At 72.7% G+C, this 26,337-nt stretch carries 23 protein-coding genes; 5 read left to right on the forward strand and 18 right to left on the reverse strand.

Going from position 1 to position 26,337, the window contains the following annotated elements; translation table 11 throughout:
* Nucleotides 1-24 precede the first annotated feature (24 nt).
* Together ACYVLJ_RS15660 and ACYVLJ_RS15665 are read left to right on the forward strand one after the other, a co-directional pair.
* Nucleotides 25-1,365, forward strand: coding sequence for an alpha/beta hydrolase (locus tag ACYVLJ_RS15660; RefSeq protein ID WP_460439108.1), 1,341 nt, complete (start codon nt 25-27; stop codon nt 1,363-1,365).
* A complete protein-coding gene (locus ACYVLJ_RS15665; RefSeq protein WP_451974139.1) occupies nt 1,362-1,730 on the forward strand; it encodes a hypothetical protein in 369 nt (122 codons plus the stop codon). Before ACYVLJ_RS15660 ends, ACYVLJ_RS15665 begins: the two co-directional genes overlap by 4 nt.
* A gap of 194 nt (nt 1,731-1,924) precedes the next feature.
* On the opposite strand, the gene ACYVLJ_RS15670 is transcribed toward ACYVLJ_RS15665, so the two are convergent.
* The 4 genes from ACYVLJ_RS15670 to nadA form a co-directional block, all read right to left on the reverse strand.
* A complete protein-coding gene (locus tag ACYVLJ_RS15670; RefSeq protein WP_460439109.1) occupies nt 1,925-3,070 on the reverse strand; it encodes a S8 family serine peptidase in 1,146 nt (381 codons plus the stop codon).
* A 96-nt stretch (nt 3,071-3,166) separates the two neighbouring features.
* On the reverse strand, nt 3,167-4,060 hold the full coding sequence (gene nadC, locus ACYVLJ_RS15675) for a nicotinate-nucleotide diphosphorylase (protein WP_460439110.1): 894 nt from the start codon (nt 4,058-4,060) through the stop codon (nt 3,167-3,169).
* Nucleotides 4,057-5,706, reverse strand: coding sequence for an L-aspartate oxidase (locus tag ACYVLJ_RS15680; protein ID WP_451974145.1), 1,650 nt, complete (start codon nt 5,704-5,706; stop codon nt 4,057-4,059). The genes nadC and ACYVLJ_RS15680 overlap by 4 nt, the downstream gene beginning before the upstream one ends.
* Nucleotides 5,703-6,716, reverse strand: coding sequence for a quinolinate synthase (gene nadA, locus ACYVLJ_RS15685; RefSeq protein WP_460439111.1), 1,014 nt, complete (start codon nt 6,714-6,716; stop codon nt 5,703-5,705). The genes ACYVLJ_RS15680 and nadA overlap by 4 nt, the downstream gene beginning before the upstream one ends.
* Before the next feature lie 111 nt (nt 6,717-6,827).
* Between nadA and ACYVLJ_RS15690 the strand changes: the two genes are divergently transcribed.
* A complete protein-coding gene (locus ACYVLJ_RS15690; RefSeq protein WP_451974149.1) occupies nt 6,828-7,460 on the forward strand; it encodes an NUDIX hydrolase in 633 nt (210 codons plus the stop codon).
* A gap of 40 nt (nt 7,461-7,500) precedes the next feature.
* The gene (locus tag ACYVLJ_RS15695; RefSeq protein WP_451974151.1) at nt 7,501-8,217 is read left to right on the forward strand and encodes an LON peptidase substrate-binding domain-containing protein; all 717 of its coding nucleotides are present in this window, start codon (nt 7,501-7,503) and stop codon (nt 8,215-8,217) included.
* Here the strand turns inward: ACYVLJ_RS15695 and ACYVLJ_RS15700 are convergent, their stop codons facing one another.
* The 12 genes from ACYVLJ_RS15700 to ACYVLJ_RS15755 all read right to left on the reverse strand — a co-directional run bounded on the left by ACYVLJ_RS15700 (nt 8,218) and on the right by ACYVLJ_RS15755 (nt 23,144).
* The gene (locus tag ACYVLJ_RS15700) at nt 8,218-9,240 is read right to left on the reverse strand and encodes a M48 family metallopeptidase (RefSeq protein ID WP_460439112.1); all 1,023 of its coding nucleotides are present in this window, start codon (nt 9,238-9,240) and stop codon (nt 8,218-8,220) included.
* Between the two features lie 62 nt (nt 9,241-9,302).
* Nucleotides 9,303-9,899, reverse strand: a complete 597-nt coding sequence (locus tag ACYVLJ_RS15705) for a DUF2567 domain-containing protein (protein WP_451974155.1) — start codon at nt 9,897-9,899, stop codon at nt 9,303-9,305.
* A 457-nt stretch (nt 9,900-10,356) separates the two neighbouring features.
* Complete coding sequence (bsaP, locus tag ACYVLJ_RS15710; RefSeq protein WP_451974157.1) at nt 10,357-10,593, reverse strand: biotin synthase auxiliary protein BsaP; 237 nt, start codon at nt 10,591-10,593, stop codon at nt 10,357-10,359.
* A complete protein-coding gene (gene bioB, locus ACYVLJ_RS15715; RefSeq protein ID WP_451974159.1) occupies nt 10,550-11,563 on the reverse strand; it encodes a biotin synthase BioB in 1,014 nt (337 codons plus the stop codon). Before bioB ends, bsaP begins: the two co-directional genes overlap by 44 nt.
* A 72-nt stretch (nt 11,564-11,635) precedes the next feature.
* Entirely contained in the window at nt 11,636-12,361 is a 726-nt protein-coding gene (gene bioD, locus ACYVLJ_RS15720) for a dethiobiotin synthase (RefSeq protein ID WP_460439113.1), read from the reverse strand.
* Between the two features lie 45 nt (nt 12,362-12,406).
* Nucleotides 12,407-13,813: an alpha/beta hydrolase gene (locus ACYVLJ_RS15725; protein ID WP_460439114.1), complete on the reverse strand. Its 1,407-nt coding sequence runs from the start codon at nt 13,811-13,813 to the stop codon at nt 12,407-12,409.
* A gap of 132 nt (nt 13,814-13,945) precedes the next feature.
* Nucleotides 13,946-16,102 carry a SulP family inorganic anion transporter gene (locus ACYVLJ_RS15730; RefSeq protein WP_451974165.1) on the reverse strand — a complete coding sequence of 719 codons (2,157 nt, stop codon included), beginning with the start codon at nt 16,100-16,102 and terminating at the stop codon, nt 13,946-13,948.
* A 226-nt stretch (nt 16,103-16,328) separates the two neighbouring features.
* The gene (locus ACYVLJ_RS15735; RefSeq protein WP_460439115.1) at nt 16,329-18,560 is read right to left on the reverse strand and encodes a bifunctional SulP family inorganic anion transporter/carbonic anhydrase; all 2,232 of its coding nucleotides are present in this window, start codon (nt 18,558-18,560) and stop codon (nt 16,329-16,331) included.
* 209 nt (nt 18,561-18,769) lie between these two features.
* The gene (locus ACYVLJ_RS15740) at nt 18,770-20,050 is read right to left on the reverse strand and encodes an aspartate aminotransferase family protein (RefSeq protein WP_460439116.1); all 1,281 of its coding nucleotides are present in this window, start codon (nt 20,048-20,050) and stop codon (nt 18,770-18,772) included.
* Nucleotides 20,051-20,068: 18 nt separating this feature from the next.
* The gene (locus ACYVLJ_RS15745; protein WP_460439117.1) at nt 20,069-21,412 is read right to left on the reverse strand and encodes an SdrD B-like domain-containing protein; all 1,344 of its coding nucleotides are present in this window, start codon (nt 21,410-21,412) and stop codon (nt 20,069-20,071) included.
* 93 nt (nt 21,413-21,505) lie between these two features.
* Nucleotides 21,506-22,705, reverse strand: coding sequence for a cytochrome P450 family protein (locus tag ACYVLJ_RS15750; protein ID WP_460439118.1), 1,200 nt, complete (start codon nt 22,703-22,705; stop codon nt 21,506-21,508).
* A 25-nt stretch (nt 22,706-22,730) separates the two neighbouring features.
* Nucleotides 22,731-23,144 carry an SRPBCC family protein gene (locus ACYVLJ_RS15755; RefSeq protein ID WP_451974175.1) on the reverse strand — a complete coding sequence of 138 codons (414 nt, stop codon included), beginning with the start codon at nt 23,142-23,144 and terminating at the stop codon, nt 22,731-22,733.
* Between the two features lie 64 nt (nt 23,145-23,208).
* Between ACYVLJ_RS15755 and ACYVLJ_RS15760 the strand changes: the two genes are divergently transcribed.
* Nucleotides 23,209-23,832, forward strand: a complete 624-nt coding sequence (locus ACYVLJ_RS15760; protein ID WP_460439119.1) for a nucleoside/nucleotide kinase family protein — start codon at nt 23,209-23,211, stop codon at nt 23,830-23,832.
* Here the strand turns inward: ACYVLJ_RS15760 and ACYVLJ_RS15765 are convergent.
* Together ACYVLJ_RS15765 and ACYVLJ_RS15770 are read right to left on the reverse strand one after the other, a co-directional pair.
* On the reverse strand, nt 23,829-24,986 hold the full coding sequence (locus ACYVLJ_RS15765; RefSeq protein ID WP_451974179.1) for a glycosyltransferase family 4 protein: 1,158 nt from the start codon (nt 24,984-24,986) through the stop codon (nt 23,829-23,831). The genes ACYVLJ_RS15760 and ACYVLJ_RS15765 overlap by 4 nt on opposite strands.
* An 83-nt stretch (nt 24,987-25,069) precedes the next feature.
* Nucleotides 25,070-26,122 (reverse strand): NlpC/P60 family protein, encoded by a 1,053-nt coding sequence (locus ACYVLJ_RS15770; RefSeq protein ID WP_460439120.1) that lies wholly within the window; start codon nt 26,120-26,122, stop codon nt 25,070-25,072.
* Between the last annotated feature and the right edge of the window lie 215 nt (nt 26,123-26,337).

The raw sequence follows: 26,337 nt of genomic DNA on the forward strand, positions 1-26,337 counted from the left end.
CCACTCTAAGAACGGAGGCGGGCCGTGACGGCTGCCGGCTATCGCGTCGCCCCGGCCCGCCTCGACACCGTGGCCGGACGGTTCGGCACCCTCGCCGAGGCGCTTTCCGCAGCGCAGAAGGCGGTCGCGGGCGAGCAGGTCCCGGCCGCCGCGTTCGGCCGGGTCAGCGCGTCCGCGGCGGCGGCCAAGACGTTCGAGAAGACGATGACGGAGCTGGGCTCGAAGCTCGGGTCCGGCGTGTCACGGCTCCGGACTATCCAAAGTGGACTGACCGAGTCGGCCGCCGGCTACCGCCGCACCGACGTGCGGATCGCCGCGATGTACCGGGCGCTCATGCCCGAGGATCCCTTGCCGGCCGCGAGAAACCCCGCGGGCATCGGCGGTTCGGCCGACACCGGCGCGTGGGCACGGGCCATCGAGCAGAACCGCGCGAAGGTCGCCGACGCGTTGACGGCCGAGCGCTCCCGGCTGGCTTCGCTGACCGACGCCGACGAGATCAAGCGGTCGCAGGCGCGGATCAAGCTGTACGGAGACATCCTCGCGAACAACCGGCAGATCCTGAAGTTCGACCCCGCGGGCAACGGCCGGATCGCCGAGCTCGTCGGGCACATCGAGCCGGGGACGCGCAACGTCGGGCTGTTCGTGCCCGGTGTCAACACGCAGATGTCGAACTTCGACGCCTACGCCGGCCTCGGGCGCAGCCTGGTGGCCGCGGACCCGACCGGGCGCACGGCGATGGTCGTCTGGGCCGACGGCGTGTTCCCGCAGAACCCGGTCGTCCAGGGGCCTTCCGCGAGCTACGCGGAAGCGATGGCGCCGGACCTCAAGAACTTCACCGACGACCTGCGCGGCGAGATCGCGAGCCACGCCGGTTCCGACGTCACGCTCACCGCGATCGGGCACAGCTACGGCGGCGCGACGGTCGGGCTGGCCGAGACGCACGGCCTCGACGTCGACCGCGTCCTGCACGTCGAGTCGGCGGGCATGGGCCACGGCGTCTGGTCGCCGTCGGACCTGCCGGCGAGCCAGGCTGGCGTCCAGCGGTACTCGATGACCGCGCCGCTCGACCCGATCGAGATCGCCCAGGGCAACGCGCGGGGCCTGGAGTGGACCGGCATCGGCCACGGCGCGGACCCGGACACCTTCCCCGGCGTCACGGAGCTGGAAACCGGCCGCGCCGCCGACGGTTCGCAGCTGTGGGGCCTTTCGTCGCACAGCGACGTGCTCAAGCCCGGATCGGAGTCGTGGACGAACATCTACCGGGTCATCACGGCCGGGCCGACCACGGCGAACGGCACGTTCCAGCCGCATGGCATCCTCGAGAACGGCGTCGAGTTCCTCAACGACGGGGGTGTGCTCCGGTGACTTCTCCGGACCTGGACCGCCTGGCCGCCGAGCTGACGGACGTGATCGACAGCGTCGCGGCGGTGTTCGGCCCCGACGCGGACCGGACGGTCGACGGCGAGCTCGACTGCGACCCCACCCGGCCCGGGCAGGTGCTGTGCTGGCAGTACGGCGTGCGCCTGGAGCACCCGGGCGACCCGGAACGCCGCCTGGCCGAGGTGGTCGTCCCGACGCTGGAGCAGCGCGGCTGGCAGGCCCACGACCGCAGCACCCCCCGCGAACTGATCGCCCGCTTCAGCCGCGAGGGCGCCGACTTCACCGTGCACGTCGCCCGAGCCGGCCAGGCGGTGGCGATCATCGGCTCGACCCGCCCCACCCCCGCCTAACCGTGTCGACCCCCCAATCACGAGTGATGCCCCTCCAATCACACGTGATGCCCCCTCAATCACACGTGATGCCTCTTCACGCACACGCGATGCCCGGCTGATCACACGGGTCCGCTGGTCCGGTACGACGATCGCCCGTGCGCAACGAGGCATCACACGTGATCAGGCAGGCATCACACGTGATGGGAAGGGCATCACGGGGTGAAGCGGGAGGGGCGCCAGCCTCGGCGGCGGGCCCGGCGGACCGCGGCGACCGTCACGCCCGCGGCCGCGGCCAGGGCGACTCCGGCCAGGGCGATCGTGCCCGCGGCGACGTCGGACGACGGGCGCGCGGGCGCCGCCGCCGGGACGACCTCGGGAGCCGAGCCCGGTGCGGGTGCCGCGCCCGGCGGGGCGACGTCGGCGGGCAGGGTCGAGGACACCGCCGCGTACGCGTCCAGGACTCCCCAGCCCAGCCGCGGGTCGTGGCCGCCGGAGGACGGGCGGTGCGCCGTCAGCGTGAGGCGGGTCAGGACCTGGTCGCCCGTCAGGTCCGGGTGGTACGCCCGGACCAGCGCCGCGACGCCCGCGACGTACGCCGCCGCCAGGCCCGGGTCGGTCACCGGCCAGCGGTGCGCCACCGCGCCGCCCGCCCCGGCCGACGTGCTGACCAGCTCCGCGCCCGGCGCCGCGACGCCCAGGTAGTCGCCGGCTTCCGTCTGCACCGGCTCGCCCGCCGGGTTCACCGACCCGACCGCCAGGACGCCGGCCGTCGCTGTCGGGTACGTCCGCGTGCCCTGCTGGGTCGCCGCCGCGGCCGAGACGACGACCGCGCCGGCCGCCCGCGCCCGCGCGACCGCGCCGGCCAGCGCCGGGCTGTCGAACGCCGCGGGCACCGCGATCAGGACGACGCCCGCGTGCCGGTCGACCGCCGTGTCGATCGCCCCGGCCAGCGCGCCCGGGTCGCCGCCGCGGTCCGACGTCGTGCCTTCCGCCTGCGTGTAGCGGATCGGCAGCAGGTGCGCGCCGGGCGCGACGCCGGCGAACGTCGTCGACGAATCCGGCTGCGCGCCGACGATCCCGGCGGCGATCGTGCCGCGGCCGTCGCAGTCCGTGCGTTCCGTGCCGGCGCCGCCTTCGAGCTGTCCGGGCGCGAACTGCGTGTTCTGCCCGTCGACGCCCGTGCCGATCACCGCGACCAGCTGGCCTTCGCCCCGCGTCAGCGGCCACAGCCGCGCCGGGTCGACCAGCCGCTGCCCCCACGGGACCTCGCCGGTGTACGTGCCGGACGGGTTGGCGCACCCCGTTTCCGGAGCGGCGACGGCGGACGCGGGCGAGGCGAGCGCGAAAAGGCCCGCCACCGCGAGCACCGCCGGTATCCGCACCCGAGCCCCCACCAAGAAAGACGGTGGCGGAAAAGGACTTCCGCCACCGTCAGTCTAGCCGGGAAACGCCGTTCAGCGAAGGTCCATGCCGAGATCCAACGCCGGTGAAGAGTGGGTCAGCCCGCCCACCGACAGATAGTCCACACCGGACTCCGCGTAGGCCCTACCACGGTCGAGGGTGAGCCCACCAGAGGATTCCAGCCGCGTTTTCGGGGAGACTTCGTCGCGGCGCGCGACGGCCTTGGCGCACTCGTCCGGCGTGAAGTTGTCCAGCAGGACCTCGTCGGCGCCCGCGGCCAGGGCTTCCTCGAGCTGGTCGAGGGTGTCGACCTCGACCTCGCACGCCAGTTCCGGCGCGTGCTCGCGGGCCGCGGCCAGCGCCGCCGTCACCGAACCCGCCGCGACGACGTGGTTGTCCTTGATCAGCACCGCGTCGCCGAGCCCCATTCGGTGGTTCACCCCGCCGCCGCACCGGACGGCGTACTTCTGCAGCAGCCGCAGGCCCGGCAACGTCTTGCGGGAGTCCCGGATCGCGCACCCGGTACCGTCCACTTCGGACACCCAGGCCGCGGTCGCGGTCGCGACGCCCGAGAGGTGGCACAGCAGGTTCAGCGCCGTCCGCTCGGCGGTGAGCAGCCCGCGCACCGGGCCGCGCAGCACCAGCGCGGGCTCCCCCGCGACCAGCCGCTCGCCGTCCTCGCGCCCGGCCAGCACCTCGTACTCGTCGCCCAGCACCACGTCGAACACCGCCAGCGCCACCGGCAGCCCGGCGACGACCCCGTCGACGCGCGGGGTCAGCTCGGCCACCGCGGTCGCGGACTCCGGCACCGTCGACGCGGTGGTCGCGTCCGGCCCGTAGCGCAGGTCTTCGCCCAGCGCCGTCGTGACCACGCGCGTCACGTCTTCGACGTCGAGGCCCGAAGCCGCGATCAGGCGCACGGCGGGTTCGGAGATCGGGAACGTCATGCCACGCCCTCCAGGGGGATCGGGTCGGCCAGCACGGGCTGGCCGGACGGGCTGAGCCGGATGTGCTGGCTGCGCCGCCAGCCGTCGTCGAGTGCCGGGAAGTCGCTGCGCACGTGGCAGCCGCGCGACTCGGTGCGCCGGACGGCCGCGGCGAGCAACGCCTGCGCCACCACCGTCAACGCCGCGTCCTCCACCGCTGCGTGCGTCCACAAGGGACTATCCTGAGTAGACAGGTCGAGCACCGACCCGGCCGCCGCGAGCCCGTCGGCGTCGCGGCCGATCGCCGCGTACCGGCTCATGACCCGTTGCAGCGCATCGCGTTCCGCCGCCGGGGCGGTCGTCCACGACGGCAACCGGCCCCGCGACGGATCGGCCAGCAACCCGGCCGCGAGGTCCGCCGCGACGGCCTCGGCGACGCGCTGTCCGACGACCAGCCCTTCGAGCAGGCTGTTGGACGCCAGGCGGTTCGCGCCGTGCAGGCCGGTCCGCGCGACCTCGCCCGCGGCGTACAAGCCGGGGACCGACGAGCGACCGTCCACAGTGGTCACCACGCCGCCGCACGAGAAGTGCGCCGCCGGCGTCACCGGGATCGGGTCGACGGCCGGGTCGAGCCCCAGCACCCCGCACGCGGCGAACACCGTCGGGAACCGCCGCGCGAACCCGGCGATCGAGGTCGCGTCGAGGAAGACGTGGTCGTCGACCCCGCCCGGCGCCGAAAGCAGCCGCCGGGTGATCGCCGCCGCGACGACGTCGCGGGGAGCCAGGTCGCCGAGCGGGTGCACGCCCGCCATGACCGGCACGCCGGCGGCGTCGACCAGCGTCGCGCCCTCGCCGCGCACGGCCTCGGTGACCAGCGGGCAGCGTCCCCGCGCGCCCGGGGTGTACAGGACGGTCGGGTGGAACTGGACGAACTCGATGTCCGCCACGGTCGCCCCGGCCCGCAGCGCGAGCGCGAGCCCGTCGCCGGTGGCGATCTCCGGGTTGGACGTCGCCTGGTAGAGCTGCCCGAGCCCGCCGCTGGCCAGCAGCACGGCCGGCGCCCGGACGACCCCGGGCACCCCGTTGCGGTCGAGCACGGTCACGCCCGCGACCCGGCCGCCCGGCGTGCGCAGCGCGTCGACGGCGATGTGGTGCTCGAGCACCGGCACCCGCGCCTGCCCGGCCTGCGCGACCAGGGCGCGCTCGACCTCGGCGCCGGTCGCGTCGCCGCCCGCGTGGATGACGCGGAACGCGCTGTGCCCGCCCTCGCGGGTCCGCGCGAGCAGCCCGCCGCCGGCCGTCGCGGCGTCGAACTCCGCCCCGTCCGCCCGGAGCCGGGCGACCGCGGCCGGGCCGCCGTCGAGGATCGAGCGGGCGGCGGCCTCGTCGACCAGCCCGGCGCCCGCGGTGAAGGTGTCCTCCGCGTGCTTGGCGACCGAGTCGTCGAGGTCGTGCTCGTCTTCCAGGACGACGGCGACGCCGCCCTGCGCCCAGCGCGTGTTGCCGTCCTCGACCGCCGCCTTGGTGACCACCAGGACGTGCAGCCCGAGCGCCTGGGCCCGCAACGCGGCCGTCAGCCCCGCGACGCCGCTGCCGACCACCACGAGGTCCGCGCGGGCTTCCCAGACCGGGGTTTTCGCCTGTGAATCATTAACCGGCGTGGTCATTCGCCGCCGCCGGGCTGCCCGATCTCGATCATCCGCTGCACCGAAGCACGCGCGCGGGCGGCCGTTTCGACGTCGACGTGGACCTCGTCCAGGCCGTCACGCAGGCACCGCAGCAGGGCGGCGGGCGTGATCATCTTCATGTACCGGCAGGACGCGCGGTCGTTCACCGCGCGGAAGTCGATGCCCGGCGCGGCCTTGCGGAGCTGGTGGATCATGCCGATCTCGGTGGCCACCAGGACCGACTTGGCCTTCGTGTCGCGGGCTTCGTGGACCATGTCGCCGGTCGAGAGGATCTTGACCCGCTCCGGCGCCACCGCGCCCTCGCCGGCCAGGTAGAGCGCCGACGTCGCGCAGCCGCACTCCGGGTGGATGAACAGGTCCGCGTCGGGATTCGAAGCCGCGCGCTCGGCCAGCTCGGCGCCGTTGATGCCGGCGTGGACGTGGCACTCGCCGGCCCAGACGTGCATGTTTTCCCGGCCGGTCACGCGCTTGACGTGCGCCCCGAGGAACTGGTCCGGCAGGAAGAGAACCTCCTGGTCAGCCGGGATGCCGGCGACAACGTCGACCGCGTTCGAGGACGTGCAGCAGATGTCCGTCTCGGCCTTCACCTCGGCCGTGGTGTTGACGTAGGAGACGACGACCGCGCCCGGGTGCTCGGCCTTCCAGGCGCGCAGCTCGGCGCCGGTGATGGAGTCCGCGAGCGAGCAGCCGGCCCGCGCGTCCGGGATCAGGACGGTCTTCTCCGGGGAGAGGATCTTCGCGGTCTCGGCCATGAAGTGCACGCCGCAGAAGACGATGGTGGACGCGTCGCTGCTCGCCGCGATGCGGCTGAGGGCGAGCGAGTCGCCGGTGTGGTCGGCGATGTCCTGGATCTCCGGGACCTGGTAGTTGTGCGCGAGCAGGACCGCGTCGCGCTGCTTCGCCAGGCGCCGCACCTCCTCCGCCCAGGCCGCGTTCGCCTCGACCCCGCCGAACGGGGTGAGTCCCTCCGGAACCAACGTGGTGGTCATCTGGCCCTCCTGGACCGGTCTCCGGTTTTCGCCTTATAATCGAAAACCGTGCGAAGTCATCTTAACACCCAGGCCCCCCTGGCCCACGAGGTTTTGGGAGCGGTCCTTCAAGTGCGCTCGGACACACTGCGGGTCCTGCTGTGGCGCCGCGCGCTCGACCCGCACCTCGGCCGCTGGTCGCTGCCGGGCGGGCGGCTGCGGCCCGACGAGGACGTCGAGACGTCGATCCGGCGCCAGCTCGCCGAGAAGGTCGACGTCCGCCAGCTCAAGCACGTCGAGCAGCTCGCGGTGTTCAGCGACCCGCGCCGGGTGCCCGGCCCGCGCGTGGTGGCGACGGCGTTTCTCGGGCTCGTCCCCTCCGACGTCGACCCCGAGGTGCCCGAAGACACCGAGTGGCACGACGTCGCGAAGCTGCCGCGCACGGCGTTCGACCACGAGGCGATCGTGCTGCGCGCCCGCGACCGGCTGCGGTCGAAGCTCTCCTACACGAACCTCGGCTTCGCGCTCGCGCCCGACGAGTTCACGATTTCGGCGCTGCGCGGGCTGTATTCGGCCGCGCTGGGCTACCGCGTCTCGGCGACCAACCTGCAGCGCGTGCTGTCCCGGCGCGGCCTGCTGGTGCCGACCGGGCACACGGCCCCGCCGGGCCGCGCGGGCGGGCGTCCGGCGGCACTGTTCTCCTTCGCGGGCAAGGGCATGCAGATCACCGACCCGTTTGCCGTGTTCAAGCCGCCGAACAAGTGACCGTGCTGCGGCGGAGGCGTTCTCCCCTTACCGTGGAGCCGTGACCGAGCCGGAACCGGAAAGCGACGCGACGACGACATTGCTGCCGTTGTTCCCGTTGCAGACCGTTCTGCTTCCGGGGACGAAACTCCCCCTCCACATCTTCGAGCCGCGCTACCGCCAGCTGACCGCGGATCTCGTGAGCGGAACGGTGCCGGGCCGCGAATTCGGGGTCGTGGCCCTGCGTTCGTCGCTCACCCGCGAAGTACGTGGTCTGGACCAGCTGTACGAGTTCGGCTGCAGCACGATCCTGCGTGAGGCGAAGCGCCTGCCGGACGGCCGCTTCGACGTCGTGACGCAGGCCCAGCGCCGGTTCCGGCTGCGGGAGCTCGACTGCACGTCGGCGCCCTACCTGATCGCGTCGGTGGAGTGGATCGACGACGACCCGGTGTCCCCGGGCGGGGACATGGCCGAGCGCCTCGCGACGGTCGCCCGCACGGCGCACCGGCGCTACTGCGAAACGGCCTGGCGCAGCGATGACTGGCACACCCCGGACGCGGAGGCCGACATCGGCGACCTGGCCTACCTGCTGGCCGCCGACTGCCTGCTCCCCCTGGACGACCGGCAGCGGCTGCTGGAGGAACGCCACCCGCTGCGCCGGCTGCGCATCGCGTGCCGGCTGCTGACGCGCGAGGCGGGGTTCCTGGACACGCTGGGCGCGGTGCCGCTGCCGCCGGGCGAGCTCACCGACCTGAGCCGCCCGGCCAGCCTGAACTGATCAGTCCCCGGTCCCGAACTTGCTCCAGACCTTGCCCGCCGTGCTGGAGACGGCTTCGCCGACGTCGCTGAACACCTTCGTCAGGGGGTCGGCCGACGCGCTCCACGAGTCCTTGTACGACTTGGCCGCCGACTTGAGGTCGTCCTTCCAGTCGGACGTCGGGGTGTCGTCGTCGCGACGCGGGTAGTCGCCCGCCAGGATCGCTCGGTACTCCTCCGACGCCGCCCACTTCTGCAGCTGCGCCGCGCGGACCACCGCGAACGGGTGCGTCTCCGTCTCGACGAACTTGAGCTTGAGGAAGCTGTCCCGGATGTCTTCGACCGACTCGTACTCGCTCGCCTGCTGCAGGAACGACGGGATGTCGATCCGCGCCGGGTCGACGCCGCCGGCCACCTGGATCTGCGCCCGCAGGGCGGCGGTCGGGTCCTGGCCGCACAGCAGCCCGGCGCGGTCGCAGGACAGCTCGGCCTTGCGGTACCACTCGCGCAGCGCCGCGATGATCGCCCGGATGCCGAGCGCGCTCACCGGCGTCCACGACAGCGACATCTGCAGGCCGATCAGGCGCACCATGATCGTGCGGTAGACCGTGTGCCCGGACAGCACGTGCCCCATCTCGTGCCCGATCGCGAACCGCAGCGACTCGTGGCTCATCAGCTCGACGAGCCCGGTGCTGAGCCGGATGAACGGCTCGTCCATGCCGACGGCCGACGCCTGGATGCGCGGGTCCTGGTAGACGAACACGTTCGGCACGGCGGGCAGGTCGAGCGTCTCGGCGCACTCGTGGCGCAGCCGGTCGAGCTCCGGGTACTGCTTCGGCCCGACGCGGATCGACGAGGCGAGCGCCATCAGCCGCTCGCCGCGCTCGTTGTAGAAGCCCGAAACGGCCTTGACGACCTGGGCGAACCCGGGCACCGCGCGCAGGGTCGCGAGCGCGCCGCGGTCCACGGGGTGCTCGTATGCGCGCGGGCTGATGCCGGGAAAGCGGACGGCGTTGTGCCGCGAGACCTCGATGTCTTCAGTCACTGGTGATCCCCCTGTGGTCGAGCCACCAGACTAGGGGAAAGTGCCCGCCGCGGGGGCGCGCTTCAGCCGAGGCGGCGGCCGAGGTCGTCGCGGCCGTTCCAGGTGGCGAGGAGGCTGTAGGCGATCGTGACGCCGAGCGGGCCGGTGAGGAGCACCCACCACGACTCGAGCCGTGGCGCCAGCTCGATCACCGAGCCGAGCGCGGGGGCGGAGCCGATCGCGTAGTGGCTGTTCGCCCAGCCGACGCCGAGCAGCATGGCCAGCGCGCTCGCGAGGGCGACCCCGAGCACGGCGGCGAGGAACACGACGGGCCCGCGGCGTTCACGCAGCAGCCAGACGACGACACCGACGACGATCCCGAGCCCGAGCGTCATGAGCCCGAAGACGGCGAGGTCGTCGAAGCGGTGCCAGCTCTCGAGTTCCAGGGCGCCCTGGGTGCCGTCGGAGGCGATGATGCGCACGCGTTCCGGCGGCGCGAGGCGCGACCAGGCGAAGGCGAGCGGGAAGCTCAGCAGGCTGAGGGTGCCGAGCACGCTCACGGCGGGCAGCAGGTCGGCCTTGACGACGACCTTCGGCCGCCGCTCCCGGAAAAGCACGGGCACCGACCACGGCCCGGCCACAGCCGACGGCCGATGCGCGGGCCCCGACGACTCACTCACCCGGACTCCCTCCTGCGACATGGTGCGACCGAGGGTAACCGGTCGGTGCGCGAGCGCCGTGAGGCGCTCGGTCGTGTCGGGGCTGACAGGCTTTGTTGTGAACGATCCGGTTAGTTACCTCACTGCCCGACCCGGTCATCCCGGCGCGCCGCTATGAACGATCTGGTGAGTTACTGCGCGGCCATCGACGTGTGAACGATCTGGTTAGTTACTTCGCCGCCCGATCCGGCCACCCGGGCGCGCCGCTATGAACGATCCGGTGAGTTACCTCGCGGCCGCGGGCGTGCGAACGATCCGGTTAGTTACCTCACCGCTCCACCTGCGAGCCCGGAGCCCGGAGCCCGGAGCCCCGACGCCAACCAACTCGCCACCCTCAAGGATCAGCAATGAACGATCTGGTTCGTTACACCGACCCCCTCATGAACGAAATGGTTCGTTAACGCCAGCCGAGCCACCCTCAGCCACTCGCCGTCTCGCCGTGACGGCTGCAGCGCGCCGTCCAGCCGAGCGGGCTCACCTGAACCACCAACCGCCGCGCGCAGAACGTGCAGTAGCGCGGCGGTTCCAGCGCCGTCCTCGGGTTGTGGCAAGCCGGGTGGTCGGCGCCCCCGGCCGAAGCCTGTCCACAATGGACACAAAAGGCGGGAGCGTCAGAGGCTGTCACTGAGCGCCTTGATCGGCATCTTGAGCTCATCGAGCATCTCGAGGTCAGCGGAAGCAGGCCGCCCCAGGTTGGTCAGGTAGTTCCCGACGATGATCGCGTTGATACCGCCGAGCATCCCCTGCTCGGCACCAAGGTCACCCAGGGTCAGCTCACGCCCCCCGGCGAACCGCAGCATCGTTCGCGGCATGGCGAGCCGGAACGCCGCGACCGTCCGGAGCGCGTCACGGCCCTCGACGATCTCGTAGTCCTCGTAAGGCGTCCCAGGCTGCGGGATGAGGAAGTTCATCGGCACCTCGTGCGGGCTCAGCTCGGCCAGCTGCACCGCGAACTCCGCGCGCTGCTCGACCGTCTCCCCCATGCCGATGATGCCGCCGCAGCAGACCTCCATGCCCGCCTCGGCGACCATCCGCAGCGTGTCCCAGCGCTCTTCCCACGTGTGGGTCGTGACGACCGCCGGGAAGTGCGAGCGCGCCGTCTCGAGGTTGTGGTTGTAGCGGTGCACGCCCATCTCGACGAGCTCGTCGACCTGCTCCTGCGTGAGCATGCCGAGGGAGCACGCGATCTGGATGTCGTTGCCGTCTTCCCGGATCGCGCGGACGCCTTCGCGGACCTGCGAGAGCAGCCGCTTGTCCGGGCCGCGCACGGCCGCGACGATGCAGAACTCCGTCGCGCCCGTCTCGGCGGTCTGGCGGGCCGCCTTGACCAGGTTCGGGATGTCGAGCCACGCCGACCGCACCGGCGTCGGGAAGCGGCCCGACTGCGAGCAGAAGTGGCAGTCCTCGGGGCAGCCGCCGGTCTTCAGGCTGATGATGCCCTCGACCTCGACCTCGGGGCCGCACCAGCGCATCCGCACCTCGTGCGCGAGCGCGAGCAGGTCGGGCAGCCGCTCGTCGGGCAGCCGCAGCACCTCGAGGACCTCGGCTTCGCCCAGGCCGACGCCGTTTTCGAGGACGCGTTCGCGCGCGTAGGCGAGGACGTCGGTGTCCGGGACTGCGGTCACGGCTGCTCCTTGGTCGTGGGGAAAGCGTCCCTCATCGTGCACGACGGCGGCGCGGGACGACAGCGACGCACGTCACTTCTCGGCGGACGCGCACCCGGCGAACAGCTCGGGGTCGAACTCGCCGCCGAACCACGGCGAGAGCCCGGCCCGCGCCGCGGCCAGGAACTCCTCGGGCGAGGCCTCGCCGAGCCCGGCCGGCAGCACGCCGAGCAGCGGGGCCCCGGCCGCGACCGGCAGGTCTTCGAGGTTGGACAGCGCCGCGAGGTCCGGTTCGGCCGGCCAGGCGCCGATGATCACCCCGGCGACGGTCAGCCCGCGTTTCGTGGCGACCTCGGCGGTGAGCGCGGTCGCGTTGAGCGTGCCCAGGCCCGCCTCGGCCACGATGATCACCAACGACCCCAGCGACCACGCGACGTCGGCGAGGCTGGCCCCGGCGCCGTCGAAGCGCACGAGCAGGCCGCCCGCGCCTTCGATGAGGGTGAGGTCGTGGCCGTTGTCCAGGTCGGCCGCCGCCTGGGCGATCTCCCCGGGGTCAAGCGTCGGCAGGCCGCTGCGGCGGGCGGCGGCCTCCGGCGAGAGCGGGTCCGGGTAGCGGCGCAGCTCCCGGGTGGTGACGCCGGTGCCGGCGAGCCGGCGGACGTCGGCCAGGTCGCCCGGTTCGTCCGGCCGCACGCCGGTCTGGGCGGGTTTCAGCACGGCGACGCGCTGCCCGCCCGCCACGGCCAGGGCCGCGATCGCCGCCGTGGTGATCGTCTTGCCGACCCCGGTCCCGGTCCCCGTCATCACCAGCATGGTCACGGACCATGAACATAGTGACCCCGGGGACCGGTCCGCAGCCCGGGCTCAGGCGGGGCAGGTGGTGTCGGCCGCCGGACGGACGCCGTCGGCGAGCCACCGGGCCACCGTGGCGTTCGCGCAGGCGTTGGTGCCGAACAGGTACGCGCGGTGGCCGCCCTGGTCGACGGTCACCAGCCGCGCCCGGTCACCCAGCGCGCGCCGCATCTCGACGCCGCCCGGGTAGTCCGTCCCGTTGTCGCGCAGGTTCTGGACCATCAGGATGTTCGACGGCCCGTGGTCTCCGATGCGCACCTGCGGCTCGGTCTTGCGCGCGGGCCAGAACGCGCACGCCCAGACGTTCGCCGCGGCCGCGCCCAGCAGCGGGTAGGCCGCCCGGTCGTGGTTCACCGCGCGCCGGTAGACCTCGACGTCGGTGGGCCAGCCGTCCATGTTGCACACGATCGAGAGCAGCCCGGAGAAGTCGAAGCCGGGCGGCAGCGGCGGCCGCGAGATCGTGCCGTCCGCGGCCTGCTGGTAGACCTGGGCCAGCAGCGGGAACGTCGCGTCCGACTGGGTCAGCGCCTCGTTGATCCAGCGGAACGTGGCGCCGTCGACGGTCTCGATCGGCGTCTGGTCGAGCTTCGCGGCCAGCTCGAAGTACTTCGCCTTGACGGCTTCGGGTGTGCTGCCGAGGCCGTACGTCGCGTTCTGGGACGCCGCCCAGGCGGCGAAGTCGGGGAAGTGCTTCTCGAGGCCTGGGGCGAACCGGCGCGACCAGGTGAAGTCGAGGCCGTTCGGCCCGGTCGAGCTGTCCAGCACGAACCGGTCCGTGCGCGCCGGGTACATCGTGGCGTAGGTGGCGCCGAGGAAGGCGCCGAAGGAGTAGCCGAGGAACGAAACCTTCCGTTCGCCCAGCGCCGCGCGGATGCCGTCGAGGTCGCGCGCGACGTTCCGGACGGTGATGTAGGGCAGCAGCGGCGCCGAGGGCGCGGCCGCGCAGCCCTGGGCGTTCTGGCGGGCGACCCCGGCCTGCTTGTCGACGTCCGCGTTCGTCACGGCGTAGGCGGGCGGGATCATGAACGTCACGGGCAGGTCGCACGTCACCCGGGTGCTGTTGCCCGCCCCGCGCGGGTCGAACGCGACGAGGTCGTAGGTGTCCCGCACGGACTGCGGCAGGCCCAGCGCGATCAGCTGCAGGGGCAGGGAAAGCTGGGAATCGCCCTGCGAGCCCGGGTTCAGCAGCAGCACGCCCCGGCGCTTCGCCGGGTCCGCGGCGGGCAGCCGGGAGAACGCGAGCGTGATCTGCTGACCGCCCGGCCGCGCGTAGTCGAGCGGCACGCTCATCGACGTGCACTGCAGGCCCTGGCTCGGTTCCGGCACCCCGGCGCACGGGCCCCACGCGAGTGCGGGGCCCGATGCGGCCGCGGTGGCCGGGAACCCGGCGACCGCGGCCAGCACGGCCACGGCTGTCACCCGGAAACGTCTGGAAAGCGACATGGCTCGGTCATCCCCCTTCGTGCGACGGCCCACGAGTCCCTGCTCTCGTGTGCCTTGTGGACGCACGAAGTTCGCATGTCGTGCCCAGCCCGGGAACCGCCGTTCGGGCTACTGCCCGGCGGCGACGAACGCGTGCGCCTCCCCGTCGAGCAGGTGCACGCTCGCGGCCCCGACGTCGAAGTACATGCCGGTCAGCTGCAGCTTCCCGGCCGACTCGGCCGCCGCGACCAGCGGGTACTCCCGCAGGTGCTCGAGTTGTTGCAGAACGTTGTGCAGGGCCAGCCGATCGGCCTCGCGGGCGGGCCGGGCACCGTCGAGGGTGACCGCGCCGTCGCGCCGGGTGCTCGGTTCGACGTGCCGCAGCCAGTCGCCCAGCGGGCCCGCCGGCGCGCCGTCGACGACGGCTTTCATTGCGCCGCAAGAGGAATGGCCGCAGACGACGATCTCCGAAACGCCGAGCACGCCGACGGCGAACTCGATCGACGCGTTCATCGACGGGTCGGTTTGCCCGGGTGGGACGAGGTTCCCGATGTTCCGGATGGTGAACAGGTCGCCCGGGCCGCTCGTGGTGATGAGATTGGGCACGATGCGAGAATCGCCGCACGTGATGAACAGCGTCCGCGGCCGCTGGCTGTCGGCCAGCCCGGACAACGTGTCCTTCAGCAACGGCGCCGCCCGGCGGTGGAACTCGGTGGCGCCGCGGCGGGTCTGCTGGGCCGGGATGCCTTCGACGGCCTGCCATTCCGACCACGGCGCGAGCCAGCGCGGCACCGCCCGGCTCGCGGCGAGCCGGGACCGCGTCGGGCGGCCCGCCTTGCCTTCGCCGAACCAGGGGTGGCCGACCTCGTCGACCTCCACGGTGCCGCCCGCGCGCTCGTGCGCCTGCTGCCAGGTGGTCAGGCTTTCGAACGCGGCGTGGTCGAGGTAGTCGACGACCAGCTCCAGCCGCACCGGCACGCCGGCCGGGATGCCGCCGAGCACCTTCGACAGCCGCGGCACGGACAGGAACGTCAGCACCCCTTCGACGACGACGCGCCGGCGGCCGCCTTCGGTTTCGACGTGGATCCCGGACCAGAGCGTGCGGCGCAGCATCAGCACCAGCGCCAGCCCGATCCCGGCGAGCACACCGGTCAGCAGGTCGAACACGACGACCCCGCCCAGGGTGAGCAGGTAGACGGGCAGGTCGCCGTGGGCCAGCACGGTCTTCATGTGCCCGGGGTTCACCAGCTTGGCGCCGACGTGGACGAGCAGCCCGGCCAGCGCGGCCAGCGGGATGCTCTGGATCAGCCCGGCCAGCAGCACGACGAACAGCAGCACCCAGACGCCGTGCAGCACCGCGGACACCCGCGTCTTCGCGCCGGCGGCGACGTTGGTGGAGCTGCGGACGATCACGCCGGTCACCGGCAGGCCGCCCAGGGCGCCGGAGACCATGTTGGCCGCGCCCTGGCCGACCAGCTCGCGGTCGAGGTTGGCGCGCGGGCCGGTGTGCATGCGGTCGACCGCGACCGCCGATAGCAGGCTCTCGACGCTGGCGATCAGGGCGATCGTGACGACGGCGAGCGCGAACCCGCCCCAGCCGCCGTCGGGCAGCTGCGGCACGAGGTGGACGTTCAGCAGGTCACCCGGCAGTTCGACGCGCGGCAGCGTCATCCCGGTGACGACGGACAGGACGGTGGCCGCGGCGATCGCGGCGAGCGGCCCCGGCACGCGTTGCACGGCCTTCGGCAGCCGCGGCCAGACGAGCAGGATCGCGATGGTGAGCAGGCCGATCAGCGCGGCCGAGTCGTGGTGGGCGACGATCTGGCCGGGCAGTTCGGCGATGTTCTCGATCGCCGAGCTCTGGGCCTTCCCGCCGAGGATGACGTGCAGCTGGCCGAGCACGATCGTGACGCCGATGCCGGCCAGCATGCCGTGCACGATGGCCGGCGAGATGGCCAGCGCGGCGCGCGCGATGCGGCTCAGCCCCAGCAGGATCTGACACGCGCCGGCGGCGACGGTGATCGCGCAGGTGACGACCCAGCCGAACGTCTGGATGGTTTCGGCCATCACGACGGTCAGGCCGGCGGCGGGCCCGCTCACCTGGAGCGCGGACCCGCCGAGCGCGCCGGCGACGACACCGCCGACGACGGCCGCGACGAGCCCGGCGGCGACCGGCGCGCCCGAGGCGAGGGCGATGCCGAGGGACAGGGGGACAGCTACGAGGAAGACGACCAGTGAGGCCGGCAGGTCGTGGCGGAGCACGGCGAGGGGTCTCATGATCACCATGCAACCGGAAATCGTGTGAAATGTCCGCTATGTGCCACCCGTTCGAGTGAACAACTGGCCACATTTAGCTCGAACGTCACAAACCGGACAGCTCGTTAACGTGCCGTTCACAAGATCGAGTACCTGTCGTCCGACAGGTGAAACCCGTACCACACAACGGTTTCGCTGTCGTGAGCGGTCAGGGCGGGTGAGAACCGCCCTGACCACCCACGGCAGACCGACTCGGTCAGTGCTCCGGCGCGCCCGCCGGGACGAACCCGCGGGCCGCGTCGTCCAAAAGGGACACTTGCGCGGCGCCGACGTCGAAGTACATCCCGGTGAGCCGCAGCCCGCCGCGCTCCAGTGCCGCGGCGACCACCGGGTAGCCGCGGAGCGTGTCCAGCTGCTGCACCACGTTCTGCAGCGCGAGCTGGTCGGCCTCGGCGGCCGGCCGTTCGCCACCGAGTAGCAGCGGGGCTTCGCGGGAACGCCGCCGCAGCGTCGCTTCGCCGTGCCGCAGCCAGCTGCCGAGCTGCACGAGCCCCGCCGGCGCCTGGCCGAGCAGTGCCTTCATCGCGCCGCAGCCGGAATGCCCGCACACCACGATCTCGGCCACCCCGAGCACCCCGACGGCGTACTCGACCGCCGCGCCGACGGACGAGTCGTCGCCGTCCGCGGGCGGCACCAGGTTGCCGATGTTCCGCACGGTGAACAGATCGCCCGGCCCGCTCGTGGTGATCAGGTTCGGCACGATCCGCGCGTCGCCGCAGGTGATGAACAGCGTGTGCGGCTGCTGGCCGTGCGCCAGCCCGCTCCAGGTGTCGCGCAGCAGCGGCGCGGTGCGGCGCTGGAACTCCGACGCACCCCGGCACAGCAGCGAACTGGCCGTGCGCTGCGCGGGCAGCACGACGTGCTCGGCCTGCCACTGCGACCACGGCGCGAGCCACCGCGGCACGACGCGCGCGGCGACGCTGCGGCGCACGGTCGGCGCACCGGCGGTCCCGCGCTCGAACCACGGGTGCCCGATCTCGTCGACCGTCACCGGCCCGGCGTGCGCCTGCTGCCAGCCGCGCAGGCAGTCGAACGCGGCGTGGTCGAGGTAGTCGACGAGCAGTTCGAGCGTCACCTCGGCGTGCGGCGGCACCTCGGCGAGCACCCGGGTCAGCCGCGGCACGGACAGGAACGTCAGCGCGCCCTCGATGACGACCCGGTGGCGCTCACCGTCCTTCTCGACGTGGATCCCCGAGAAGATCATCCGCCGCAGCATCAGCGCGAGCGCGAGCAGGATCCCCGCCGCGACCCCGGTGAGCAGGTTGACGGCGACCGCGCCGGCCAGCGTGACGGCGTACACCGGCAGGTCGCCGTGCCGGCGGACTTCCTTGAGCCCGGTGATGTTCACGAGCTTCGCGCCGACGTACACCAGCAGCGCGGCGAGGGCGGCCAGCGGGATCAGCCGCAGCACGCCGGTGAGCAGCAGGCAGGCGGCGAGGATCCAGGCGCAGTGCAGGATCGCGGACGTCCGGGTGCGGGCGCCCGCCTCGTGGTTGGTCATGCTGCGCACGATCACGCCGGTGACCGGGAACCCGCCGAGCGCGCCGGCGGCGACGTTCGCCGCGCCCTGCCCGACGAGCTCGCGGTCGAGGTCGCTGCGCGGGCCGCCGCGCAGCTTGTCCACGGACACCGCGGAGAGCAGGCTCTCCAGGCCCGCGATCAGCGCGATGGTGACGGCGGCGAGGGCGAACCCGCCCCAGCCGCCGTCGGGCAGCCTCGGCACGACGTGCAGGGCGGGCAGCCCGGCGGGCAGGTCGACGCGCGGCAGGGTCATGCCGGTGCCGACGGACAGCCCGGTGGCCAGGGTGACCGCGGCCAGCGGCGCGGGCACGCGGCGGAGCGCGTTCGGGAGGCGTGGCCAGGCCAGCAGCACCACGAGGGTGACGACGCCGACCAGCACGGCCTGGTCGTGGTGCCCGGCCAGCTGCCCCGGCAGCGCGACGACGTTGGCGAGCGCGGACCCCTGCGCCGTGCCGCCGAGCACGACGTGCAGCTGGCCGAGCACCAGCGTCACGCCGATGCCGGCGAGCAGCCCGTGCACGATGGCCGGCGAAACCGCGAGCGCGGCGCGGGCGAGGCGGGTGAGCCCGAAGAGGATCTGGAGCAGGCCGGCCGCGACGGTGATCGCGCAGGTGACCGGCCAGCCGTGGGTGGCGATCGTGTCGGCCAGCACCACGGTGAGGGCGGCGGAGGGGCCGCTGACCTGCAGCGGCGATCCACCGAGGAGGCTCGCGACCAGCCCGCCGGCGACGGCGGAGATCAGGCCCGAGAGGAGCGGCGCCCCGGCGGCGAAGGCCACGCCGAGGGAGAGGGGGACGGCGACGAGGAAGACGACTATCGACGCGAGGAAATCGTGCTTGAGGTTCTCCGCGAACTCGGGCTTCTTCGGGGGTCCGGTGTCGTGCTCACCGCGAACGATCTCGATCATGGGGGCAGGATCGCCGAAACCGCGCGAAAAGTCCGCTACGCAAGCATTTCTCGCGTTTGCCCCGGCACGCGCGGACCGGACTTTTCAGGCGAAAGCAGCACTTGCGGCCTCCGCCGTTCGCGTGGTGATGATCTTGGTCGCGCACGCAGAGCGACGATGAAGGGCCTTCGGGTCTCGCTGTGCGCGCGGTCACAGCCGATGAGGTGAATTCACGCCTTCGCGGCCACCGCGAGCATCGCACCGGTGATCACGGCGAGGTCGTCGTCGCTCGAAACGTACGGCGGCATCGCGTAGACGAGGTCGCGGAACGGCCGCAGCCAGGCACCGTGCTCGGTCACCACCTGCGTCGCCACCGCCATGTCCACCGGGTGGTCGAGCTGCAGCACACCGATCCCGCCGAGCACCCGCACGTCCACCACGGAACCCAGGTCGCGGGCCGGCGCGAGGCCGTCCAGCAGGCCCTTTTCGAGCCGGTTGAGGTCGTCGCGCCAGGTGCCGTCGGCGAGCAGGCCCAGCGACGCGTTCGCCACCGCCGAAGCCAGCGGGTTGCCCATGAACGTCGGCCCGTGCGCGAGGACCGGCAGCGCGCCCCGGGAGATCCCCGCCGCCACCTCGGGCGTGCAGAGCGCCGCGGCCATGGTCAGGTAGCCGCCGGTGAGCGCCTTGCCGAGGCAGAGGACGTCCGGGGTGACGCCCGCGTGCCCGGCGGCGAACAGCGCGCCGGTGCGGCCGAAGCCGGTCGCGATCTCGTCGAAGATCAGCAGCACGTCGTGCGCCTCGGTCAGTTCCCGCAGCGCGCGCAGGTAGGCCGGGCTGTGGAACCGCATCCCGCCGGCACCCTGCACGACCGGTTCGACGATCACCGCGGCCAGCTCGCCGGCGTGCCGGGCGATCGCCTCGGCCAGGGTGTCCACATAGGACTGGTCAGGCGGGGTGTCGAACCCGGCCGGCGGCGCGGGCACGAAGACCTGGTCGGGCAGCACCCCGCGCCACAGCGAGTGCATGCCGCCTTCGGGATCGCAGACGCTCATCGGCGTGAACGTGTCGCCGTGGTAGCCGCCGCGCCAGGTGAGCAGCTTCCGCTTCTCCGGCAACCCGCGGGAACGCTGGTACTGCAGGCACATCTTCGCGGCGACCTCGACCGACACCGAGCCGGAGTCGCAGAGGAAGACGTGCTCGAGCCCTTCGGGCGTCAGGTCGACCAGGGTCTTGGCGAGGGTGATCGCGGGCTCGTGGGTCAGGCCGCCGAACATGACGTGGCTCATCCGCCCGGCCTGCGCGGCGAGCGCGGCGTCGAGCACCGGGTGCCGGTAGCCGTGGATCGCCGACCACCACGACGACATCCCGTCGACGAGCTCCCGCCCGTCGGCGAGCTTCAGCCGCACGCCGCTCGCCTCGGAGACGAGCAGCGAAGGCACCTTCGCCGGCATCGGCGCGTAGGGGTGCCAGACGTGCTGGGCGTCGAGAGCGAGCAGGTCGGCGGAGTCCATCCGCCGACCCTAACTCCCTCAGCCGGCTCGCCTCGTGAACACCCAGCCGTTCCCGTTCAGGGGCGCGGCCACCACGTAGACCGGAGCCGGCCCGTCGAGTTTCCCCGGGCCGCGCACCGACAGGTCGTAGCGCCCCGCGGGACCGGTGAAGGTGAGGCTCCCGTCCGCACCGGTCGTCGCGGTGATCACGCGGAGCGTGTCGCGGTCGGTGGCCTTCACGAGCTGCCCGGCCAGGCCGTCACCGGTGTCCGTGACGATCCGCCCGGTGCTCGTGCCGGTCCGCCCGGTCACCTTCGCGGTGTCCCGGCTTTCGGGCCCGATGCCGTACTTCTCGTCGTTGCCGAAGTCGCAGTACTGCTCGAGGAAGCCCCAGCTCCCCGAGACGTCGCGAACCGTGCCGGGCACCCGGAACACGCGGGTCTCCCCCGGCCGGATCGTCGCGCCGGCGCCGAAGTGGTCCAGCTCGCCCCAGCCCGCCGAGGTGATGTCGAGGTCGCGGCCGTAGCCGATGCGGTCGCAGGAGCCGTGAAGACCGGACAGGACACGCGATCCGGTGTTGACCAGCTTCACGGTCATCACCGCGGGGTCGCCCGCGTGGTAGGTCTCCTTGTCCAGCACGAGCTTCGCGCGCAGCGACTCGGACAGCGGGCGCACGGCCCGCACCGGCACGTCGACGACGGGCACCGTGCCGTCGACCCGGACCGTTCGCCCACCGCCGAGCAGCACCCAGCCGCCGGGCGCCTGCGACGGGTAGAGGTCGTATTCGCCGGGCTCGAGGTTCTCGAAGGAGAACCGCCCGTCCGGTCCGCTCGTCCGGGTCTGGCTCACGCCGTAGCGGTACAGCTCGACGCTGACGCCGGCCAGTCCCTCTCCCGGGTCGGCGACACCGTCCTGGTCGGCGTCGCCGAACACCTGACCGGCGATCGAACCGGTGCCCTCGGCGACCGGGACGGTCACGTCGGTCACGGCCAGCGGCGGCGTCACGCCGTCCACGACGTTCACCGACAGCCGCACCTTCGCCGGACCGGCTCCGTGGTGGTCCAGGCTCCCGGTCAGGACGTACTCCCGCGATTCGCCCGGCGCGAAGTCCGCGCCCCCGGTGGCACCGAGATCGCCCCAGCCCGACTCGACCTGGAACGGCGTGCCTTCGAGCACCTCGGCGAACCCGCGAGCGCGGTAGACGGTGGTGTCACCGGCGTTGGTGATCGTGTACTTCACGGTCACGTGCTCGCCGGGCACCTTCAGCCCGCCCTCGACCGCGGCCGTGCCACGCAGGTCGTACCCGGCCGCGGCCGCCGGAACGGCCCAGCCCACGACCGCCACGAGCACGGCGGCCGCCATCGCGAAAATCCTGGCTCTCAAGGTGACTCCCCTTCACCCGGCCCGCACCTCCCGCGCGGGCTTCGGCGCTTTCACGCGCGAAGGAGCACTTCGGCCGACCCCAAGTGATGCACGTCACAGTCGGACGGGCAGGGCCTCCAAGCCGTGGACCAGGGAGCTGTACCGGTAGACGAGGTCGTCCGGCTTCGCGTCCAGGGCCAGGTTCGGGAAGCGGGCCAGCAGCCCGCCCAGCGCGATCTCGGCCTCCAGCCGGGCCAGGGGCGCGCCGACGCAGTAGTGGATGCCGTGCCCGAAGGCCAGGTGCCCGCCCGCGGCCCGCGTGACGTCGAGCCGGTTCGGGTCCTCGAACTTCGCCTCGTCGCGGTTCGCGCCCAGCAGCGAGATCAGCACGAACTCGCCCTCGGGGATCGTCACGTCGCCCGCTTCGACCGCCGCCGCGGTGAAGCGCAGCGTGGCCAGGTGGATCGGGCCGTCGAAGCGGAGGAACTCCTCGACCGCGTTGGGCAGCAACGAAGGGTCGGCGCGCAGCAGGGCCAGCTGCGCCGGCTCGCGCAGCAACGCCAAGACGCTGTTGGCGATCAGGTTGACCGTGGTCTCGTGCCCGGCGACCAGCAGCAGGAACGCCATCGAGACGAGTTCGTCCGGGGACAGCGAGTCGCCGTCGTCGCTCGCGTGCACCAGGTCCGACAGCAGGTCTTCGACCGGCTCGGCCCGCTTCTGCGCGATCAGGCCGGTGAGGTAGGTCAGCATGCTCTGCGCCGCGTGCTGCGCGTCTTCCGGCGCCGACGCGCTCAGCAGCGTCTTCGACCAGCCGGAGAACTCGTTGCGGTCCTCGGGGGCGACGCCGAGCAGCTCGCAGATCACCGTGATCGGCAGCGGCGCGGCGAACGACGGCAGCAGGTCCGCCCGCTCCTGCCCGGCCAGCCCGTCGAGCAGCTCGGCGGTGATCTCTTCGATCCGCGGGCGCAGCCGGGCCACCGTGCGGCCGGTGAACGCCTTGTTGACCAGCTTGCGCAGCCGCGAGTGGTCCGGCGGGTCGGTGTTGAGCATGTGCCGCCCGAGCGCTTCGCCGAAGCTGCCCTGGCCGGTCGCCCCGGCGGGGAACTTCGCCTCGAACAGCTCGTACGCGCGCCGGTTGTCCTTGTGCAGCCGGGGATCCGCCAGCAGCGCCCTGGCCAGCGCGAAGTCCGTGACGATGTAGCAGTCCAGGCCGCGCGGCATCCGGGCGCGGCGCACCGGGCCGCCCGCGCGGAGCATCTCCGCGAACAGGTGCGCGTCCTGGGCGAAGTCCTCCGCCACTTCGATCGCCGTCATACCGCCCCCATGCAGTGGATCCGCGTCAGCGCTCGGCCAGTGCCGCCACGACGCGCTCGGTCACGTCCTGCCAGTATGCCCGCTGTTCCTCGCGTTCTTCCGCGCCCGAGAGCCATTCCTGGTGGAACCGCAGCGTCGTCTTGGCGCCCGCGCCGCTCAGCCGCACCTGCACCGTCGAGTCGTGGTCCCAGTCGCTCGGCCGCCAGGTGAGCCGGACGCGGTCGTGCTCGACGAAGCTGCGGATCTCGCCCACCGTGCCGTTCGCCGTCTCGTACTCCTCCCCCGCTTCCCGCGGCAGCTCGACGCCCGGGCCGAGCCAGATCGCGACGCCGTCGCGGCTGACCAGGAAGTCCCACACCGTCTCCGCCGCGTACGGCAAAGTGCGGGAAACCCCTATGTTCCAGCCCACATCGGCCGTCTTCCCCACTGAAGAACTCATGCTTCCATCCTCCCATCGGGGTACGACGAAATCGCGCACCGGCCCGGGTGCAGGATCGGTACCCGTGCGCTACCGCCCGATTTCGCCCGCTGTGCTGGCCGAAGAACTGACCGAACGCATCGATGCGCTCACCGGGCGCCGACGGATCGCGGTCGCCGTCGACGGTGCCGAAGGTGCGACGGAAACCACAGCCCTCGCGGACGCCCTGGTCGACCCGCTGCGCCTGCGCGGCCGCGCGGCCCTGCGCGTGTCGGCACGCGACTTCCTGCGGCCGGCGTCCCTGCGCTTCGAACACGGCCGCACCGACCCGGACGCCCGCTACACCGACTGGCTCGACCTCGGCGCCCTGCGCCGCGAGGTGCTCGACCCGCTGGGCGACGACGGCTCCGGCGAGGTCCTGCCTTCGCTGTGGGACGCCGGACGCGACCGCGCGACCCGCGCCGAGCGGGTGCCGGTGCCCGAAGGCGGGGTCGTGCTCGTCGACGGCGAGCTGCTGCTGGGCACCGGCCTGGCCTTCGACCTGGCCGTGCACCTGTGGCTCTCCCCCGCCGCGCTGCGCCGCCGCGTACCGGACGCCTGGGCGGTCCCGGCCTACGAGCGGTACGAAGAAGAAGTCGACCCGAGCGCGCTGGCCGACGTCGTCGTGCGCGTCGACGATCCGCGGCACCCGGCGCTGTACACGCCTTAGCGGACGACGGCCACCGGGTCGCCGTCCAGCAGCCCGGACAGCCGCCCGGCCATGGTGTCCCAGCGCCAGTTCGCGCTCACCCAGGCGCGGCCGGCCTCGCCCATCCGCCGCGCGCGCACCGGGTCGGCCAGCAGGCTCGCCACGGTCTCGCCGAGCTGGTCGACGTCCCGGCCCTCGACGACGTGCCCGGTGACCTCGTCGAGCACCGCTTCGGGCGCGCCGCCGGAGTTGCCCGCGACCACCGGCAGGCCGGTCGCGGAGGCTTCGAGGTAGACGATGCCGAGCCCCTCGACGTCGAGACCCTTGCCGCGCGTGCGGGCGGGCATCGCGAAGACGTCGCCCGCCGCGTAGTGCGCGGGCAGTTCGGCCCACGGCACCGAACCGGTGAGCACGACGTCGCGTTCGAGGCCCAGCTCGGCGACCAGCCCGGTCAGCGTCTTGCGGTACGGGCCACCGCCCACGATGAGCAGCGCGGCGTCCGGGACGCGCCGCCGGATCTTCGGCAGCGCGCGGATCAGCTGGTCCTGGCCCTTGCGCGGGACGAGCCGCGACACGCACACGACCGTCGGGCGGTCGGAAAGCCCGTGGCGCGCCCGGATTTCCGCGCGGCCGGCCGGGTCCGGTTTGTACAGCTCGGTGTCCACCCCGGACGGCAGCAGCTCCAGCCCGGCCATCGGGCCGAACGCGGCGGCGAACCGGCCGCGCGTGTACCGGCTCACGTAGGTGACGACGTCCACAGTGTCCCCGATGCGCCGCAACGCCTGCCGCGCGGCCGGGAGCATGGACCAGCCGACCTCGTGGCCGTGCGTGGACGCCACGACGCGCCGCGCGCCGGCCTGGCGCAGCGAATGCCCCAGGAGCGCGAGCGGCGCCGCAGCGCCGAACCAGACGGCTTCGCAGTCCCTCGCACGCATGATCTGCTTCGCGCGGCGAAGGACGTCCGGCGTCGGCAGCATCAGCGACGTCGGGTGCCGGACGACCTCGAACGGCGCCTCGGCGTCGAACTCCTCGTGCGACCCCGTGCGCGACTCCCACGACGGCGCGTAGACGACCAGGTCGTCCGCCGGCAGCCGGGTGGCGAGGGAGTTCAGGTAGTTCTGGATCCCCCCGGGCCGCGGCGGGAAGTCGTTGGTCACGAGGAGGGTCTTGAGCACGCCCCAGAGGCTAGCGGCCGCTTGCAACGCAGGAGGGGCGGCACCGCGTGTGCGGTGCCGCCCCTCCTGCGTTCATCCCGGGGTCACGACGTCGGGCGTCGCGCTCCCGCGTACTGGCTCTGCAGCGGCGAGATCTTCACGACGTCACCGGTGTCGGGCGCGTGGACCATCTTGCCGTCGCCGACGTACATGCCGACGTGCGAAACGGGCGAGTAGTAGAACACGAGGTCGCCCGGCTGGAGCTGGTCCCGCGGCACCGCGGCGCCGAAGGTGGACTGCTCGCGGCTCGACCGGGGCAGCGTGATGCCGGCCTGCTTGTAGGCCCACAGCATCAGGCCCGAGCAGTCGAACTGGTTCGGTCCGGTGGCACCCCAGCTGTACGGGCTGCCGAGCTTGCTCAGGGCCGCGTCGAGCGCCGTCTGGGCGGCGGCGGTCGGGGCCTTGAGGCCCGGGGCCGCGGAGCCCGTGTCGCGCTGCGCGGCCTTGTCGAGGGCGCTCAGGCTCTTGTTGGCCGCCTTGAGCTGCTCGATCTGGTCGTTCAGCGTCTTCTGCTTGGCCTTGATGTCGTCAGTCAGCTTCGCGGCCGCGTCACGGGCGTCCTGCGCGCGCTTGGCGGCGTCGGAGGCCTTGTTCGTGGCGTCGGTCGCCTGCTGCACGGCACCGGTGAGGTTGCCCATCGCGCCGTTCTTCTCGGTCGCGATGACCTCGAGCGCGGACGACCGGTCCAGGAAGTCCTGAGTGGACGTGCCGGCCAGCAGCGCGGACAGCTTGTTCAGCTGGACACCGCTGGTGAACGACGCGCCGGCGAACTTGTCGACCTCGGTCTGGTACTTCTTCTGGTTCTCGGCGGCCTTGGCGGCCTGGTCCTTCGCCGCGTTGACGTCGCCGGTGGCCTTGTCGAGCTCACCCTGCTTGGCCTTCAGGTCGTCCTGGGCCTTGAGCAGGTCTTCGTTGAGCTTCTCGGCCTGGGCCGCGAGGTCGCGGTACTGGGCGAGGGCGTCCGAACCGGTGGGCGGGGCCTGGAGTACGGGGACGGGGGCGGCGGTGGCCGTCGGCTGGGCGATGGTGACGAGGGTGATCACCGAGGCCGCCGCGAGGGCACCTGAAACCACGCGCCTAACTGGATGCGACTGCACGGTCGCGCGGGTCTCCTTTGCGTCTCGGCCGCCGAGGGGGACCGGGGCACGAAGAGGTCGGGGGTTCCTCTTCGCCGCTGTCCCGCCGCCGCGAGGTGGTGCGTCCGGCATGCGCCGACCGCAACAGGTGAAGCACGCGGTGGTGGTTCCGGTTCCCAGCTTCCCGACAAAGCTGCGTCCGGCGGCGATCCCGCGTCGCCGCCCTTATCGACGGC

The organism is Amycolatopsis stemonae (assembly GCF_054781455.1).